The organism is Kitasatospora sp. NPDC057015 (assembly GCF_042673745.1).
Classification (GTDB): Bacteria; Actinomycetota; Actinomycetes; order Streptomycetales; family Streptomycetaceae; genus Kitasatospora.
The window spans coordinates 177,378-192,734 of the sequence record NZ_JBHUSG010000006.1 but is presented as its reverse complement, the minus strand read 5'-3'; the positions used below and the strand labels follow the sequence as shown (position 1 = coordinate 192,734).

Below are 15,357 nucleotides of genomic sequence, written 5' to 3'. Positions count from 1 at the left end.
CCCCCACCCCTCCCGTCCGCCGCGCGACGAAGCGCGGCCCGCCCGTCAGGGAGCACCATGACCAGTGTCCGTACCGTCCTCGTGATCGGCGGCGGCACCGCAGGCAACGGCCTCACCGTCCTCCTGCGCAAGGCCGGCATCGACGTCGAACTCGTCGAGGCCAAGACCGACTGGAACGTCTCCGGCTCCGGCATCACCCTCCAGGGCAACGCCCTGCGCGTGCTGCGCGAGATCGGTGTCTGGGACGAGGTCCGCGAAACCGGCTTCGGCTTCGGCTCGGTCGGCATCACCGCCCCCGACGGCACCGTGCTGCACGTCGCCCGGGACGTCCGCACCGGCGGCGACGACCTCCCCGCCACCCTCGGCATGCAGCGCCCGCAGCTGCAGCGGATCCTGATCGACGCCGTGAAGGCCTCCGGCGCGAAGGTCCGGCTCGGCACCACCGTCGAGTCCCTGTCCTCGGACGACACCGGCGTGTGGGTCCGCTTCGACGACGGCACCGGCGGCCGCTACGACCTCGTCGTCGGCGCCGACGGCATCAGCTCCGCGACCCGCGCCATGATCGGCATCACCGAGCGCCCCGAACCCACCGGCATGGCCATCTGGCGCACCCCGGCGCCGCGCCCCGCCGGGGTGGAACGCACCGACCTCGCCTACGGCGGCCCGTGCTACATCGCCGGCTACTGCCCCACCGGCCCGGACACCGTCTACGCCTACCTCGTCGAGCCCAAGCGCGATCGGGCCACCATCGACCCCGACTCGTACGCCGACGAGATGCGCCGCCTCGCCGCCGGTTACGGCGGCCACTGGGCCGGCATCGCCGCGAGCATCACCGACCCGGAGCAGGTCAACTACACCTGGTTCGACCGGCACCTCGTCGAGGGCCCCTGGCACCGCGGTCGCGTCGTCCTCGTCGGCGACGCCGCCCACGCCTGCCCGCCCACCCTCGCCCAGGGGGCCGCCATGTCCCTGGAGGACGCCTGGGTCCTCGCCCAACTGCTCACTTCGAAGGACGAGTTCGAGGAGCAGCTGCTGATCGACTACCACGCCCGTCGCCTTCCGCGCGTGCGCATGGTCGTCGACAACTCCTGCCAGATCGGCCAGTGGCTGATCGACGGCGTCCGCGACGCCGACGTCCCCGGCCTGATGGGCCGCACCATGACCGTCCTCAGGGAGCTGCCGTGACCACGCCCACCGTGGACGTCCACGCCCACCTGCTGCTGCCCGAGGTCGAAGCCCTCGTCGCCGACCGGCCCGGTCTGGCCGAGGCCAAGGCCCTGGACGCCCGCCGCAACGGGCCCGAAGCCCTGGCGGTCAGCGGTCCCATGGTGCGCGAGCGCATCCCGCTGCTCACCGACGTCGCCGCCCGCCTGGCGCGGATGGACGCCCAGGGGGTCGACGTCCAGTTGGTCAGCCCGTCGCCCTCGCACTACCACTACTGGTCCGACGAGGTGACGGCCCGCCAGGTGTGGCGGACCGCCAACCGGGCCACCGCGGACCACTGCGCCAAGGCCCCCGAGCGCCTGCGCGGCCTCGGCCTGGTGCCCCTCCAACACCCCGACCTCGCCGTCGAGGCGCTCGACGACGCCCTCGACCACGGGCTCCTCGGCGTCGAGATCTCCAGCCACGCTCCCGCTGTTGAGCTCTCGGACCCGCGCCTCGAACCCTTCTGGACCCGTGCCGCCGAGACCGGTGCGATCCTCTTCCTCCACCCCTTCGGCTGCACCCTCGACGAGCGCCTCGACGCCTGGTACCTCTCCAACACCGTCGGCCAGCCCACCGAGAACGCCGTCGCCCTCTCCCACCTGATCTTCTCCGGCGTCCTCGACCGCCACCCCGGCCTGAAGATCATCGCCGCCCACGGCGGCGGCTACCTGCCCACCCACATCGGCCGCTCCGACCACGCCTGGCGGGCCCGCCCCGACGCCCGCGGCTGCGCCCGCGAACCCAGCAGCTACCTCAGGGACCTGTGGTTCGACTCCCTCGTCCACGACCCCGCCGTACTGCGCCACCTCGTCGCCACCGCCGGCGCCGACCGTGTGCTCCTCGGCTCCGACTTCCCCTTCGACATGGGCAACCAGGACCCGCTCGGCGTCCTCACCGCCGCCGCGCTGCCCGACCACGACCACCACGCCGTCCGCGGCGGCAACGCCGCCGCCCTGCTGGGCCTCGGCTGAGGAGGACCACCATGACCCGCCTGCTCACCCACCTGCGGCACGTCGACCTCGCCGTGCCCGACTACGAGAAGCAGCTCGACTTCTACGCCGGCGTCTGGGGCCTCACCCAGGTCGCCGAGGACAGCGGCATCTCCTTCCTCGCCGCCGAAGGCTCGCCCGAGCAGTACGTCGTGCGCCTGCGCCGCGCCGAGGAGAAGCGCCTCGACCTCATCTCCTACGGCGCCGCCACACCCGCCGACGTCGACACCCTCGCCGAGCGGCTGCTCGCGGGCGGCGTCGAGCTGATCACCCGCCCCGGCACCGTCGACACCCCCGGCGGCGGCCACGGCTTCCGCTTCTTCGACATCGACGGCCGCACCATCGAGGTCAGCGCCGACGTCGCCACCCGCACCCACCGTCGCGTCGAGGAGAAGGAGTCCATCCCCGTCCGGCTCTCCCACGTCGTCGTCAACTCACCCGACCTGGACCGCACCCGCACCTGGTACGAGCAGCACCTCGGCTTCGCGCTCTCCGACAGCCTCGCCTCCCCGCACATGGGCGAGGTCATGCACTTCATGCGGATCAGCAACCAGCACCACTCCATGGCCATCGCCAAGGGCCCGCACACCTCGCTGCACCACATCTCCTTCGAACTGCGCGGTGTGGACGAGTACATGTACGGCACCGGCCGGGTGCTGCGCGCCGGTGTGCGGAAGATCTGGGGCCCCGGCCGCCACCTCGCCGGCAACAACACCTTCTCCTACTTCCTCGACCCGCACGGCAACACGGTGGAGTACACCACCGAGCTGGAGCGGCTCGACGAGGACAGCTGGCACCCGCACGTCTACGACTTCTCGCAGCCCGAGGTCACGGACCAGTGGGGCACCGCCAACGCGATGAGCGAGATCGTCGCCAAGGAGTCGTTCAACGACGTGGACCGCGGCTGCTTCACCGCCCCGCCCGTCTGATCCAGTCCGCCCAAGGACCCCGGGGGTGCGGCGGGCGAGTCCCGCCCTGACACCGCCCGCCGACACCCCCGGCCATCGGAGGAGAACCATGCGCTTCGCCACCTACGAGCATCACGGGCACCGCCGCTGCGCCGTCGTGTCCGGCACCCGGCTGCACCCGTTGCCCGTCGGCACCGACCTGCTCGACCTCGTCCGGGCCGGCAGGGAGGCCCTGCACGCCGCCGGCCGGAGGGCACTGGCCGCCGAGCCCGGCCCGCAGGTGGCCGAGGTGCGACTCCTGCCGCCCCTCCAGCCGCCCACCGTCCGTGACTTCGTCGCCTTCGAGGAGCACGTCGAGGGGGTACGCCGGAGCGTCAGCGGGGCCGAGGGCGTGCCGGAGGTCTGGTACGAGGCGCCGACCTTCTACTTCGGCAACCCGTACGCCGTCATCGGTGCCCACGACGACGTCCCGATGCCGCCGGGTTCCTCCGTGCTGGACTTCGAGCTGGAGGTGGCGGCCGTCATCGGGCTCCAGGGCGGCGACCTGACCCCGGAGCAGGCCCGCGACCACATCATCGGGTACACGATCTTCAACGACTGGTCGGCGCGCGATCTGCAGTCCCGTGAGATGCAGGTCGGTCTGGGGCCCTGCAAGGGCAAGGACACCGCCACCACCCTCGGCCCGTACCTCGTCACGGCCGACGAGCTGGAGCCCCACCGCGACGGCGACGGATTCCTGCGCCTGGCCCTGATCGCCGAGGTCAACGGCGAGGTTGTCGGCCGAGACCTGCTCTCCAACATGGGCTGGCCCTTCGAGGACCTCGTCGCCTACGCCTCACGCGGCACCACCGTGCGACCCGGTGACGTCCTCGGCTCCGGAACCTGCGGCAACGGCGGCTGCCTCGCCGAACTCTGGGGCCGCACCGGCCGCCGCGAGCCGGCCCCGCTGGGGCCCGGCGACACCGTCACCCTCACCGTCGAGGGCATCGGCTCCGTCTCCAACACCGTCGTCGCCGGCGCCGATCCGGCCCCGATCCGGCCCGCGCGGGCGCGCCCGCGCACCCGTCCCTGACTCCACGGCGAAAGGCACACCCATGAACCGCCTGCGAGGCAAGGTCGTCGTCGTCACCGGGGCGGCCCGCGGCCAGGGCGCGGCGGAGGCGGCCGCCCTGGCGGCGGAAGGCGCGACCGTCGTCGCCACCGACGTACAGGCCGCCGCCGGCTGCCGCCCGCTCGACGTCACCGACCCCGACGCCTGGGCGGCGCTCGCGGCCGACCTGCGTGAGACGCACGGCGCCGTCCACGGTCTGGTCAACAACGCCGGCATCACCTGGCGGGCCCGCCTCGGCGAGGTCACCGCCGAGGACTTCGCCCGCGTCCACGCCGTCAACGTCACCGGCCCCCTGCTCGGCATCCAGCACCTGACCCCGCTGATGCCGCCGGGCTCCTCCGTCGTCAACGTGGGCTCCTCGGCCGCCCTGACCGGGCACTACCCGGTGGCGTACACGGCGAGCAAGTGGGCGCTGCGCGGCCTCGCCAAGACCGCCTGCCTGGAACTCGGACCGCGCGGCATCCGCGTCAACACCATCCACCCCGGCTTCATCGAGACCGAGATGACCGCCTCCGCGCCCCCGGCCTTCCGGGAGGCCAACCTGAGCGAGACCCCGCTCGGCCGCACCGGCACCGTGGACGAGATCAGCCCGCTGGTGGTCTTCCTCCTCTCCGACGACGCCTCCTTCATCACCGGCGCGGAGATCCCCGTCGACGGGGGCTACACCGCACACGGCGGTGCGAAATCGATCTCCGACGCGCTGCGCGGACAGGACGGCAGGCCGTGAGCCGCTGCTCCGGCGTCACGGCCTGCCGTCCTCGTCCCGCCCCCGCCGGCCACCGCCCCACGGCATTGCCCGGCCTCGCCTCCTGAGAGGAAGCACATCCCATGGACAAAGTGAGTACGAGTGCGGCCGACGCCGTCGCCGACATCCCCGACGGCGCCTCCCTGGCCGTCGGCGGCTTCGGCCTCAGCGGCATCCCCACCACACTCATCGAGTCGCTCTTCGCGAGCGGCGCGAGCGGCCTGCGCGTGGTGTCGAACAACTGCGGTGTCGACGGCGCGGGGCTCGGAATCCTGCTCGCCGCCGGACGGATCGTCAGGGTCACCGCCTCCTACGTTGGCGAGAACAAGGAGTTCGCCCGCCAGTACCTCGGCGGCGAGCTGGAGGTCGAACTCACCCCGCAGGGCACCCTGGCGGAGCGGCTGCGCGCCGGAGGCTGCGGCATCCCCGCGTTCTTCACCCCGGCCGGGGTCGGCACCCAGGTCGCGGACGGGGGCCTGCCCTGGCGCTACATCGCCGGCGGAGGCGGCGTGGCCCTCGCCTCGCCCGCCAAGGAGGTCCGTACCTTCGACGGCCGCTCGTACGTGCTGGAGCACGGCATCACCTGTGACTACGCCCTGGTGCGCGCGGCACGCGGCGACCGGCACGGCAACCTCGTGTTCCGCAAGGCGGCCCGTAGTTTCAACCCGCTCGCCGCGATGGCCGGCCGGATCACCATCGCCGAGGTCGAGGAACTCGTCGAGCCCGGAGTGCTCGACCCCGACGAGATCCACCTGCCCGGCGTGTTCGTCCAACGCGTCGTCGAACTCACCCCGGCCCAGGCCACCGACAAGAACATCGAACGGCGCACCGTCTCCGCGCCCCCGGCACGAAGGACGGTGCACGCCTGATGGCCTGGACCCGCGACCGGATGGCGGCCCGTGCCGCCCGCGAACTCACCCCCGGCAGCTACGTCAACCTGGGCATCGGCCTGCCGACCCTGATCCCCAACCACCTGCCCGACGGCGTCCACGTCGTCCTCCACTCCGAGAACGGCATCCTCGGCACCGGCCCCTACCCGGCCGCGGAGGCGGTCGACGCCGACCTGATCAACGCCGGCAAGGAGACCGTCACCGTCCTGCCCGGCGCCGCGTTCTTCGACTCCGCGCTGTCCTTCGGCATGATCCGCGGCGGCCACATCGACACCGCCGTCCTCGGCGCCATGCAGGTCTCCGCCACCGGCGACCTCGCCAACTGGATGATCCCCGGGAAGATGGTCAAGGGCATGGGCGGCGCGATGGACCTCGTCCACGGCGCCCGCCGCGTCATCGTGCTCACCGAGCACACCGCCAAGGACGGCACCTCCAAGATCCTCGACGCGTGCACCCTGCCCCTGACCGGCCGGGCCTGTGTCCACCGCATCATCACCGACCTCGCCGTCCTCGACGTCACCCCCGACGGCCTCGTCCTGGTCGAGACCGCTCCCGGCGTCACCACCGAGGACGTCGTGGCCGCCACCGCCGCACCCCTGCACGTTCGCGTGCCGACCGGCTGACCCCGTCGGTACCGGCTCCGCAGCGCCCCGAATCGGGGTGGAGCCGGACACGGACACGGGTGCCCGCCGGAGAGGGTCTCCGGCGGGCACCCGTGGAACTGCGCGGCCCGGGCCCGGCCTACCTGACGGTGATGGTGCCGGTGAGGCGGATGTCGTCGACGGAGCGGCCGACGTGGACGGGGACCTTGCCGGTGGGGGTCTCCCAGCGGCCCTTGTCCTCGTTCCAGTAGGAGAGTTTGCGGCGGTCGATCTCGATGGTGACCATCTCGCGCTGACCGGGCTGGAGCGGGACCCGGGCGAAGCCGACGAGCGTCTTCGCCGGGGTGTCGGTCCTCGTGGGCAGGTGGCCGATGTAGACCTGTACGACGTCGGAGCCGGTGCGCCGGCCGGTGTTGCGGACCTCGACCCGCACGGAGGCGGTGTCGCGCGGGCTGTGGAGGTCGAGGTCGCGCAGGTTCAGCCGGTCGTAGGCGAAGGTGGTGTACGACAGGCCGTGGCCGAACGGGAAGAGCGGCTTCTGCCGGTTCCTGTCGTACCACTTGTAGCCGACGTAGATGCCTTCGTCGTAGACGACGGTGCCGTTCGAGCCGTCGTTCTTGCCACCGGTGTAGGTCGCCGGGCCCTGGTCCTCGCGGGCGGGGAAGGTGACGGGGAGCCGGCCGCCGGGCTCGGCGTCGCCGTAGAGCACGTTGGCGATGCTGGTGCCGGTGGCGGCGCCCTGGTACCAGGCCTGGAGGACGCCCTTCACGTCGGGGAGCCACGGCATCAGCATCGGGCCGGAGGTGTTGAGGACGACCACGGTGTTGGGGTTGGCCGCGGCGACGGCCCGGACGAGCTGGTCCTGGTCGCCGGGCAGGCTCAGGTTGTCGCGGTCGATCGCCTCGCCGACGAAGTTGTTGACGAAGACGACGGCCACGTCGGCCTTCTTCGCCGCCTCGACGGCCTCCGGGATGAGGGAGTCGGGCTGCCAGCAGAGCTTCATGCTCGGGCCGTTGAAGCCGACGTCCCTGGTGGAGTACTCGACCGTGACCTGGACGGTCTTCCCGGCGGTGAGCCAGGTGACGCCGCCGAGGGTGTACTCCTGCGGGGCGAAGAAGAAGTCCCACACGAAGCGGGAGTCGTCGAGGACGGTCTGCCCGTCGACGACGAGTTTGGCCGCGCCGGAGAGCAGGGTGGAGAACCGCACCCAGCCCGTGGTGGTGGGGGTGAGGGTACCGGTCCAGCGGGCCGACCACTTGGCGGGCAGGCCGCCGACCGGGTCGCCCCAGCGGAAGTCGACGTTGGCGGTGGTCGCGGTGACGACCGGGGCGCCGCCCAGGGTCTCGTTGCCGAAGAACTCGGCGCGCAGGCCGGGCTGCCCGTCCGGGGTGCTGAAGGTGCCCGCGGGGACGACCGGCAGGGCGACGTCGCCGTACGAGCCCTGCGCGAGGATGACGCGGGAGGCGCCGGCCTTCGCCGCGATCGCCTCGGCGGCTGTGGTGAAGGCGCCCGGGTCGACGTAGGAGGAGCCCTCGACGCCGGTGACGGCGTCCTTGCCGGCCGGGCCGATGACGGCGATCGTCTTGTTCTTCCGGAGCGGCAGCAGTCCGGCGGTGTTCTTGAGCAGGACGGTGGCCTGCTCGCCCGTCACCCGGGCCAGCTCCTGGTGCGCGGGTGTGGTGACGGTGTCCGCGGGGGCGGGCAGCGGGTTGTCGAAGGCGCCGGAGGCGAAGAGTGCGAACAGGGTGCGGCGGGCCGCGTCGAGGGTGCGCTCCGGCGGGATGCGCCCGTCGGAGAACGCGGCCTTGGGGACGTCGGGCTCCAGCGCGCCGGAGTCGACACCGGCCTTGATCATCTCCACCGGGTCGGCGGAGGGCTGGAAGTCGGTGCCCAGGTAGCCCTGGAGGCCGAGGTCCTGCTTGAGGGCGGTGATGAGGTGCGCGTTCTGGCAGGCGTGGACGCCGTTGACCTTCGGGTAGGAGCCCATGACCGACAGGGCTCCGCCGTCGCGGACGGCGTGCTCGAAGGCCGGGTAGTACAGCTCGCGCAGGGCCCGCTCGGAGACCCGCACGTCGAGCGAGTTGCGGCCCTCCTCCTGGTTGTAGACGGTGAAGTGCTTGACCTGCGCGATGACGCCGTTCTGCTGGAAGCCGCGGGTGACGGCCGCGCCGATCAGGCCGTTGACGAGCGGGTCCTCGCCGTAGGACTCGGCCTCGCGGCCGTTGCGCGGGTTGCGGTCGATGTCGACGGTCGGGCCGAGCAGGACGTTCCAGCCCTTGGCCCGGGCCTCGGCGCCGACGGCCCGGCCGTACCTCTCGGCGAGATCGCCGTCGAAGGTGGCGGCCAGGGCGTTGGGGGCGGGGAAGGCGGTGACGCCCTTGTCGCCGCGCAGGCCGTCGGAGGCGTCGACGCGGGTCATCGCGGGGATGCCGAGGTGCTCCAGGGGCTTGTAGTCCGCGGGATCGACGGCGGTGATGAGGGTGACCCGCTCCTCGTGCGTCATCGCGTTCAGCAGGGTGTCGGCCCGCCAGGACGCGGGCGTGGCGGGGTTGCGCCACGGCTGCGCGGGCGGGGTGGCCGTGGCGGTCGGGCCGGTCGGCGCGGGTGCGGCGGCCCGGGTGGCGGCGGTGGCGGGCACGCTCGTGGCCAGCGCGCCCGCGCCGCCCAGCACGGCGGCGGTCATGATCTGACGCCGGGACATACCTCTGGAACGATTCATTCTTCCGTACTCCTCAGGTGGGGGAGAGGTACTGATCAGGGGTGGTGCCTGGTGTGCTGGTCCGGCAGTGCCCCGTACCGGCCTCGGACCGGTGCGCCGGCTCCCGCCCGGTGGGGTCGGGAGCCGGGAACGCGCCGTCGCTATGCGGCGCGGTGCGCGGGTGCTGCCGTGGTGACGGTGTGCTCGCCCGGCCCGACGGTGATCGGGTCGAGTCCGGGGAGGTCCACCGTGCCGAGGCATCCGGCGGGCACGGTGACGTGGGTGGTCATGCCGTCCGGGGTCAGTTCCCAGGACAGCGCTGCCGTGCCGTAGGGGGTTTCGTGGCGGGTGTTCGCCCAGGTGATGCCGCCGCCGGGGCGGGGCCGGTAGGTGAGGGCGCGGTAGCCCGGTGCGGCGGGGGCGATGCCGCCGACGGTGCGGTGCAGCCAGTCCGCGACGGCGCCGAGGGCGTAGTGGTTGAAGGAGGTCATGCCGCCGGGGTTGAGGGTGCCGTCGGGACGCAGGCTGTCCCAGCGCTCCCAGACGGTGGTGGCCCCCTGCGTGACGGTGTAGAGCCAGGAGGGGCACTCGGTCTGGGTGAGCAGCCGGTACGCGACGTCGAGGTGGCCGGTCTCGGCGAGTGCGTCGCAGATCAGCGGGGTGCCGACGAAGCCGGTGGCGATGCGGGCGTCGTCGCGCAGGACGAGGGCGGCGAGCCGATCGCCGGCGCGGGTGCGCGCGGCGGGGTCGTCGAGCAGGTCGAAGGCGATGGCGAGGCAGTAGGCGGTGGGGCTGTCGCTGGTCATCCGGCCGGAGGGCAGGACGTACCGGTCGCGGAACGCGGCGGCGACCTCGTCCGCGAGCGCGGCGTAGCGTCGGGCGTCGTCGTCCTCGCCCAGGTCCCGCGCGGACCAGGACAGGTGCCGGGCGGAGCGCGCGAAGTGGGCGGTGGCGACGAGGTGGCGGTCGGTGCGGCCGGCCGCCGGGTCCTCGGGCGGTGCGACGGGGTCGAGCCAGTCGCCGAGCTGGAACCCGGTGTCCCACAGCCGGGTCGGGCCGGCGAGGCGCTCCACGAGGTCGACCCAGGCCCGACCGGTGGGGTAGTGACGGCGGAGCAGGTCGAGGTCGCCGAAGCGCCGGTACAGCACCCAGGGGGTGAGGGCGGCGACGTCGCCCCAGGCGGCGCCGGGCCGGATCGGGGTCCAGACGTCGTTGCCGGGGATGACGGGGACGTACCAGGGTACGGTGCCGTCGGGGAGCTGTTCGATGCCGACGTCGGTGAGCCAGGAGTCGAGCATGCCGGCGCAGTCGTAGAGGTAGCTCGCGGTGGGGGCGAAGACCTGGATGTCTCCGGTCCAGCCGAGGCGTTCGTCGCGTTGCGGGCAGTCGGTGGGTATGTCGACGAAGTTGCCGCGCATGCTCCACACCACGTTCTCGTGCAGGCGGTTGACCAGCGGGTCGCTGCACTCGAACCAGCCGGTGCGGCGCATGTCCGTGTGGTACACCCGGGCGGTCACGGCGCCGTCGGTCAGCTCGCCGGGCCAGCCGGTGATCTCGGCGTGGCGGAAGCCGTGCAGCGTGAAGCGGGGCTCCCAGGTGCGGGGGCCGTCGCCGGCCAGCACGAGCACGTCGGTGGCGTGGGCCTCGCGCAGGGGGCCGGTGGCCAGCTCGCCGCCTTGCAGGACCTCGGCGTGGCGCAGGGTGATCCGGGTGCCGGGCGGCCCGTCGACGGTGACGCGCAGCCGGCCGACGAGGTTCTGGCCGAAGTCCAGGAGATGCCGGCCGTCCGCCGTGCGGGTGACGGTGACCGGGGCGATCTCCTGGGTGCAGCGCACCGCCGGGCCCTGCGGTGCGACGAGGGTGTGCGGGTCGCGAGTGCCGACGGAGACGGCCGTCCAGGGCTCGGGGTCGGTGCGGTCGGGGGTCGACCAGTGCGGGTCGTCGAGGCGGGCGTCGAAGGTCTCGCCCTCGTACAGGCCGCTGGTGAGGATCGGGCCGGGGGCGGCGCTCCACGTGCCGTCGGTGGCGACGACGGTGGTGCTGCCGTCGGTGTGGGTGATCTCCAGCTGGGCGACGAGCGAGAGGTCGCCCCCGTAGATGTCGCGGGTGCCGCCGTCGAAGCCGAAGCGGCCGCGGTACCAGCCGTCGCCGAGCCACGCGCCGATGGTGTTGGCGCCCGGCCCGAGGTGGTCGGTGACGTCGTAGGTGCGGTAGCGCAGCCGGTGCGGGTAGACGGTCCAGCCGGGGGCGAGGATGTCGTCACCGACGCGCCGGCCGTTGATCTCGGCCTCGTACAGGCCGTGCGCGGTGACGTGCAGGCGGGCCCGCTCGACGGGCGCGGTGACGGCGAAGTCCTTGCGGACGCGGGAGGGGCGCCGGTCGGAGTCCGGGGCCTCCGCCCACGCGCCGCCGACGGGCACCGCGACCCAGTCGGCGGCGTGCAGCAGGCCGGCCTCGACGGTGCTCGGCTCGCTCCACGGGGAGGGCCGCTCCCCGTTCGGAGCCCAGGTCCGGACCCGGACGGCGGCCCGTTCCCGCGAGGCCAGCGGCTCGCCCGGCCAGGGCACCAGGACCTGGTCGGCCCCGGAGGTGCGGCCGGTGCGGTGGACGCGGCCGGCGCGGACGGTCTCGATCTCGTACGCGTCCTGCACCGGGGCGCCGGCGGGTAGCACCCAGGAGAGGCGGGGCGCGGGGACGCCGATGCCGAGGCCGTCCGGCAGTTGTTCGAACGACACCGGGGCAGGCTGGAGGTGCAACACAGGGGACCTTCCGTGACGTGGGTGGTGCGGCCCCCGTGTGTGCGGGGGTGGGGGAGCGGTGCGGGTGTCAGCCCTTGACGGCGCCTCCCGTGAGGCCCTTCATGACCTTCTGGTTGAGGAAGAGGTAGATCAGCAGCGTGCCGAGCACGTTGATGCAGATCGCGGCGAACAGCGGGCCGTACTGGGTGGAGCCGAAGTCGCCGGTGAAGTTCAGCAGGCCTACCTGGACGGTGCGCAGGTCCTGGCTGTTGGTGAAGGTCAGCGCGACGAGCAGGTCGTTCCAGATGAAGAAGAACTGGACCAGGCCGACGGTCAGGATGGCGTTGCGGACCATGGGCAGGCTGATCGTCCAGAACGACCGCAGGATGCTCGCGCCGTCGAGGGTCGAGGCCTCGAACACCTCGCGGGGAACGGACTTGTAGTAGGTCGCCATCATGAACACCGTCAGCGGCAGGCCCGTGCCGGTGTAGGTGAGGATCAGCGGCCACAGCGTGCCGGAGATGCCGGTGCGGAAGTAGACGGAGAACAGCGGGAGCAGGATCATCTGGGCGGGCACCATGACACCGGCCAGGAAGATCAGGAGCGTCAGGCTCCGGCCCTTCCAGACCATGATCTGCAGGGCGAAGCCCGCGGCCGCGCCCATGAGGAGGATCAGGGCGAGCGAGGGGACGACCGCCAGGAGGCTGTTGCGGACGTACAGGCCGATGTGGCCGGTGGTCCAGGCCTCGGTGTAGTTGCCCCACTCCCAGGTGGTGGGCAGGCTCCAGGTGGAGTTGTTGAGGTAGTCGCTGTTGGACTTCAGCGAGGTGAGGAACATCCAGACCAGCGGGTAGACCTCGATGACGAGGAGGATCCCGATGACTGCCTTCACCCAGAGCCTCCCGAGGCGGGAGCGCCTCGGCGGGCGGGAGCGGCGGCTTCCGTGGGAGGGGCGGGAGACCCGGATCTGCGGCGGCGCGTCGGTGGACATCGGGGTCAGCCCTTCGTGAGGTCGCGCCGCGAGACGCGGAAGACGACCAGGGTCACCAGCAGGCACAGCACGGTCAGCAGCAGGGCGATCGCGCTGCCGTAGCCGTACTCGCTGTAGGTGAAGGACGTCTGGAACATGTAGAGGGTCAGCGGTGTGGTCGCGTTGCCGGGGCCGCCGCCGGTGAGGGCCACGACGGAGTCGAAGACCTTCAGGGTGCCGTTGATGCTGAAGATCACGGACGACATGAGGACCGGGAAGGAGAGCGGCAGGATGATGTGCCGGATCAGCCGCAGCCCGGAGGCGCCGTCCAGGCGGGCCGATTCGAGGACCTCCTCCGGGATGTCCACCAGGCCGGCGAAGAGCAGGACGGCGTAGAAGCCCATCGAGCGCCAGACGTCCATGACGACGAGCACCCAGAAGGCGCTGCCGGCGCTGCCGAACCAGTCGATCGACTCGATGCCGACCATGTTCAGCAGCGAGTTGACCGGCCCGGTCTGCGGGGCGACCTGGAAGAACTTCTGGAAGAGCAGGCCGACGGCCACGGTCGGCAGCACCACGGGGAAGAAGACCAGGGTGCGGATGAACGCCGAGGCCCGCTTCAGGTAGAAGGTGTAGAGCAGGGCGAGCGCGTAGCCGGCCAGGACCTGGCCGATGGTGACGACGACCGCGTACTTGACGGTGAACCACAGGGAGGAGTGGACGGTCGAGTCCGAGAGCAGGTGCCGGAAGTTCTCCAGCCCGCTCCAGGTGAAGCCGTCGATGGCGTTGCCCGTGGTGAACGCGTAGCCCAGTGACCACACCATCGGGACGAGCATGATGAGGGAGTACACGAGCAGGGCTGGCCCCACCAGAATCATGATGGCCCTGCGGTCACCGAGTACGCGGTGCATGGTCGTGTCCTTCGTTGTGTAGGAGATCGAGTGGCCGGGCGGCCGTCGGCCCGGGAGCGGTGGCGCAACCTGCCACGGTCCGCTCCCGGGCCGTCGGCGCGGGCTCACTGGCCGGACTGGGCTTCCTGCACCAGCTGCATGAACTTCTCCGGGCTGGTGCTGCCGGTGACCAGGGAGGCCGCGTTGGACTGGCTGACGGTCGTGGCCTTCGTGCTGAACAGGGCCTCGAACCAGAGGACGTTCTGCTTGGAGCCGTCGATCGTCTCCCGGATCTGCTTGGTGACGGCGTTCTTGTCGGGGACGGGGGTGTTGACCTTGAACCCGGAGATCGTGCCCTGGTCCTTCAGGGCGGTGCTGCCGTAGTTCTGGGCGATGCACTTCACCCACTCGCCGGTCTTCTTGTCGAAGCTCTTGGAGTTCAGGGCGATCGGGAGCCCGACGTTGGAGGGGTACTGGTCGATCGAGCCCTTGCCACCGGCCACCGCGGGGAAGGGCATGAAGCCGACGTTCTCCGCGCCCACCGTGTTCTGCTTGGCGTCGGCGATGTTCGACAGCGCCCAGCTGCCCATGTAGAACATGCCGGCCTTGCCGCTGAGGAACTGGTTCATCGCGGTGTCGTAGTCGATCGATCCGACGCCCTGGCCGAAGTAGCCCTTCTTGCCGAGGTCGGCGACCTTGGCGGCGGCGGCCACGTACTCCGGGTCGGTCAACTTGGCCGTGCCGTTGGCGATGTGCTCCATCGCGTTCGGGCCGAGGCTGCGGTAGAGGTAGCCGCTGACGAGCCGGGTGAGCGGCCAGCCCTGCTGACCGGAGGCGGCGAAGGGCTGCACGCCCGCGTCCTGCAGCTTGCCGGCGGTGGTGACCAGCTCGTCCCAGGTCCTGGGGGTCGCGAGGCCGTGCTCGGCGAACAGCTTCTTGTTGAAGAAGATGCCCTCGATGTTGTACTCGTACGGCAGGACGGCGAGCTTGCCCTCGTACAGCGCCTCGATGGTGGAGACGGCTGCCGGCTGGAGCTGGTCGTACACACCGAGCTTGGTGAGCTCGTCCTCCAGGTCGGCGACCTTGCCGGACTTGAAGAGCTGGTTGGTCAGGGCCGGGGCGTTGCCGGCGGCGAACTGCACGGGGAGGGCACCCTGGCCGGCCAGCAGCTGCAGCTTCTGGTCGAGGCCGGTCTGCGGAACGGTGTCGACCTTGAGGGGCAGTGCGGTGTTCTGCGTGGTGCAGGCGCCCTGGGAGAGGGTGGTGAGGGACGTCTTGACGGCGGTGTTCTCCACGACCGAGAGGTAGCTGAAGTCCTTGGGCGCGGCGGCGGTGCCCGAGCCGGTGCTGCCGCAGGCGGAGGCGAGGAGGACCACGGTGGCGGCACTGGCGGTGAGGCCGACGAGGCGCGCTCTACCGGGGCGGGTGGAGGAGATGGTCACGGCTGTGCTCCCTGGCGTCATTGAGGAGGAGGCATCGCGGCGAGAACGGCGGGACGCGCTCAGATGGGGTCCCGGTTGTGTAGAACGTTCTCCGCTGGAAGTGCCACTACAGTGCCTGTGTGGGCCTTTCGCGTCAAGACACGAGGATGTAACGTCGCGGTCATCTCT

The 15,357-nt window shown here is 71.8% G+C and carries 13 protein-coding genes; 8 read left to right on the top strand and 5 right to left on the bottom strand.

All coding sequences use genetic code 11. From position 1 onward, the window contains the following. Positions 1-57: 57 nt before the first annotated feature. From ACFTWP_RS08505 to ACFTWP_RS08475, 7 genes are all read left to right on the top strand, one after another. Positions 58-1,185, top strand: a complete 1,128-nt coding sequence (locus ACFTWP_RS08505) for an FAD-dependent oxidoreductase (RefSeq protein ID WP_380263484.1) — start codon at positions 58-60, stop codon at positions 1,183-1,185. After that, positions 1,182-2,177: an amidohydrolase family protein gene (locus ACFTWP_RS08500; RefSeq protein WP_380263483.1), complete on the top strand. Its 996-nt coding sequence runs from the start codon at positions 1,182-1,184 to the stop codon at positions 2,175-2,177. Before ACFTWP_RS08505 ends, ACFTWP_RS08500 begins: the two co-directional genes overlap by 4 nt. An 11-nt stretch (positions 2,178-2,188) precedes the next feature. Then, positions 2,189-3,124: a VOC family protein gene (locus tag ACFTWP_RS08495; protein WP_380263482.1), complete on the top strand. Its 936-nt coding sequence runs from the start codon at positions 2,189-2,191 to the stop codon at positions 3,122-3,124. Positions 3,125-3,212: 88 nt separating this feature from the next. Further along, positions 3,213-4,175, top strand: a complete 963-nt coding sequence (locus ACFTWP_RS08490) for a fumarylacetoacetate hydrolase family protein (RefSeq protein ID WP_380263481.1) — start codon at positions 3,213-3,215, stop codon at positions 4,173-4,175. 22 nt (positions 4,176-4,197) lie between these two features. After that, positions 4,198-4,941 (top strand): SDR family NAD(P)-dependent oxidoreductase, encoded by a 744-nt coding sequence (locus ACFTWP_RS08485; protein WP_380263480.1) that lies wholly within the window; start codon positions 4,198-4,200, stop codon positions 4,939-4,941. A 101-nt stretch (positions 4,942-5,042) separates the two neighbouring features. Continuing rightward, a complete protein-coding gene (locus ACFTWP_RS08480) occupies positions 5,043-5,828 on the top strand; it encodes a CoA transferase subunit A (protein ID WP_380263479.1) in 786 nt (261 codons plus the stop codon). Next, positions 5,828-6,472, top strand: a complete 645-nt coding sequence (locus ACFTWP_RS08475; protein ID WP_380263478.1) for a 3-oxoacid CoA-transferase subunit B — start codon at positions 5,828-5,830, stop codon at positions 6,470-6,472. The genes ACFTWP_RS08480 and ACFTWP_RS08475 overlap by 1 nt, the downstream gene beginning before the upstream one ends. Positions 6,473-6,590: 118 nt before the next feature. On the opposite strand, the gene ACFTWP_RS08470 is transcribed toward ACFTWP_RS08475, so the two are convergent. The 3 genes from ACFTWP_RS08470 to ACFTWP_RS08460 form a co-directional block, all read right to left on the bottom strand. Next, on the bottom strand, positions 6,591-9,170 hold the full coding sequence (locus ACFTWP_RS08470; RefSeq protein WP_380263477.1) for a glycoside hydrolase family 3 protein: 2,580 nt from the start codon (positions 9,168-9,170) through the stop codon (positions 6,591-6,593). A gap of 140 nt (positions 9,171-9,310) precedes the next feature. Then, positions 9,311-11,884, bottom strand: coding sequence for a family 78 glycoside hydrolase catalytic domain (locus tag ACFTWP_RS08465; RefSeq protein WP_380263476.1), 2,574 nt, complete (start codon positions 11,882-11,884; stop codon positions 9,311-9,313). Positions 11,885-11,975: 91 nt separating this feature from the next. Further along, a complete protein-coding gene (locus ACFTWP_RS08460) occupies positions 11,976-12,779 on the bottom strand; it encodes a carbohydrate ABC transporter permease (RefSeq protein ID WP_286158151.1) in 804 nt (267 codons plus the stop codon). Between ACFTWP_RS08460 and ACFTWP_RS08455 the strand changes: the two genes are divergently transcribed. After that, on the top strand, positions 12,766-12,897 hold the full coding sequence (locus ACFTWP_RS08455) for a hypothetical protein (protein WP_380263475.1): 132 nt from the start codon (positions 12,766-12,768) through the stop codon (positions 12,895-12,897). The two genes, ACFTWP_RS08460 and ACFTWP_RS08455, sit on opposite strands and share 14 nt — an antisense overlap. On the opposite strand, the gene ACFTWP_RS08450 is transcribed toward ACFTWP_RS08455, so the two are convergent. Then, complete coding sequence (locus ACFTWP_RS08450) at positions 12,884-13,768, bottom strand: carbohydrate ABC transporter permease (RefSeq protein ID WP_380263474.1); 885 nt, start codon at positions 13,766-13,768, stop codon at positions 12,884-12,886. The two genes, ACFTWP_RS08455 and ACFTWP_RS08450, sit on opposite strands and share 14 nt — an antisense overlap. Before the next feature lie 104 nt (positions 13,769-13,872). Continuing rightward, complete coding sequence (locus ACFTWP_RS08445) at positions 13,873-15,189, bottom strand: ABC transporter substrate-binding protein (RefSeq protein ID WP_380263473.1); 1,317 nt, start codon at positions 15,187-15,189, stop codon at positions 13,873-13,875. Positions 15,190-15,357: the final 168 nt, after the last annotated feature.

Coding starts and splice junctions, on each gene's coding strand:
- ACFTWP_RS08505 (WP_380263484.1), top strand. CDS start 58: ATGACCAGTGTCCGTACCGTCCTCGTGATCGGCGGCGGCACCGCAGGC.
- ACFTWP_RS08495 (WP_380263482.1), top strand. CDS start 2,189: ATGACCCGCCTGCTCACCCACCTGCGGCACGTCGACCTCGCCGTGCCC.
- ACFTWP_RS08490 (WP_380263481.1), top strand. CDS start 3,213: ATGCGCTTCGCCACCTACGAGCATCACGGGCACCGCCGCTGCGCCGTC.
- ACFTWP_RS08485 (WP_380263480.1), top strand. CDS start 4,198: ATGAACCGCCTGCGAGGCAAGGTCGTCGTCGTCACCGGGGCGGCCCGC.
- ACFTWP_RS08480 (WP_380263479.1), top strand. CDS start 5,043: ATGGACAAAGTGAGTACGAGTGCGGCCGACGCCGTCGCCGACATCCCC.
- ACFTWP_RS08475 (WP_380263478.1), top strand. CDS start 5,828: ATGGCCTGGACCCGCGACCGGATGGCGGCCCGTGCCGCCCGCGAACTC.
- ACFTWP_RS08470 (WP_380263477.1), bottom strand. CDS start 9,170: ATGAATCGTTCCAGAGGTATGTCCCGGCGTCAGATCATGACCGCCGCC.
- ACFTWP_RS08455 (WP_380263475.1), top strand. CDS start 12,766: ATGACTGCCTTCACCCAGAGCCTCCCGAGGCGGGAGCGCCTCGGCGGG.
- ACFTWP_RS08450 (WP_380263474.1), bottom strand. CDS start 13,768: ATGCACCGCGTACTCGGTGACCGCAGGGCCATCATGATTCTGGTGGGG.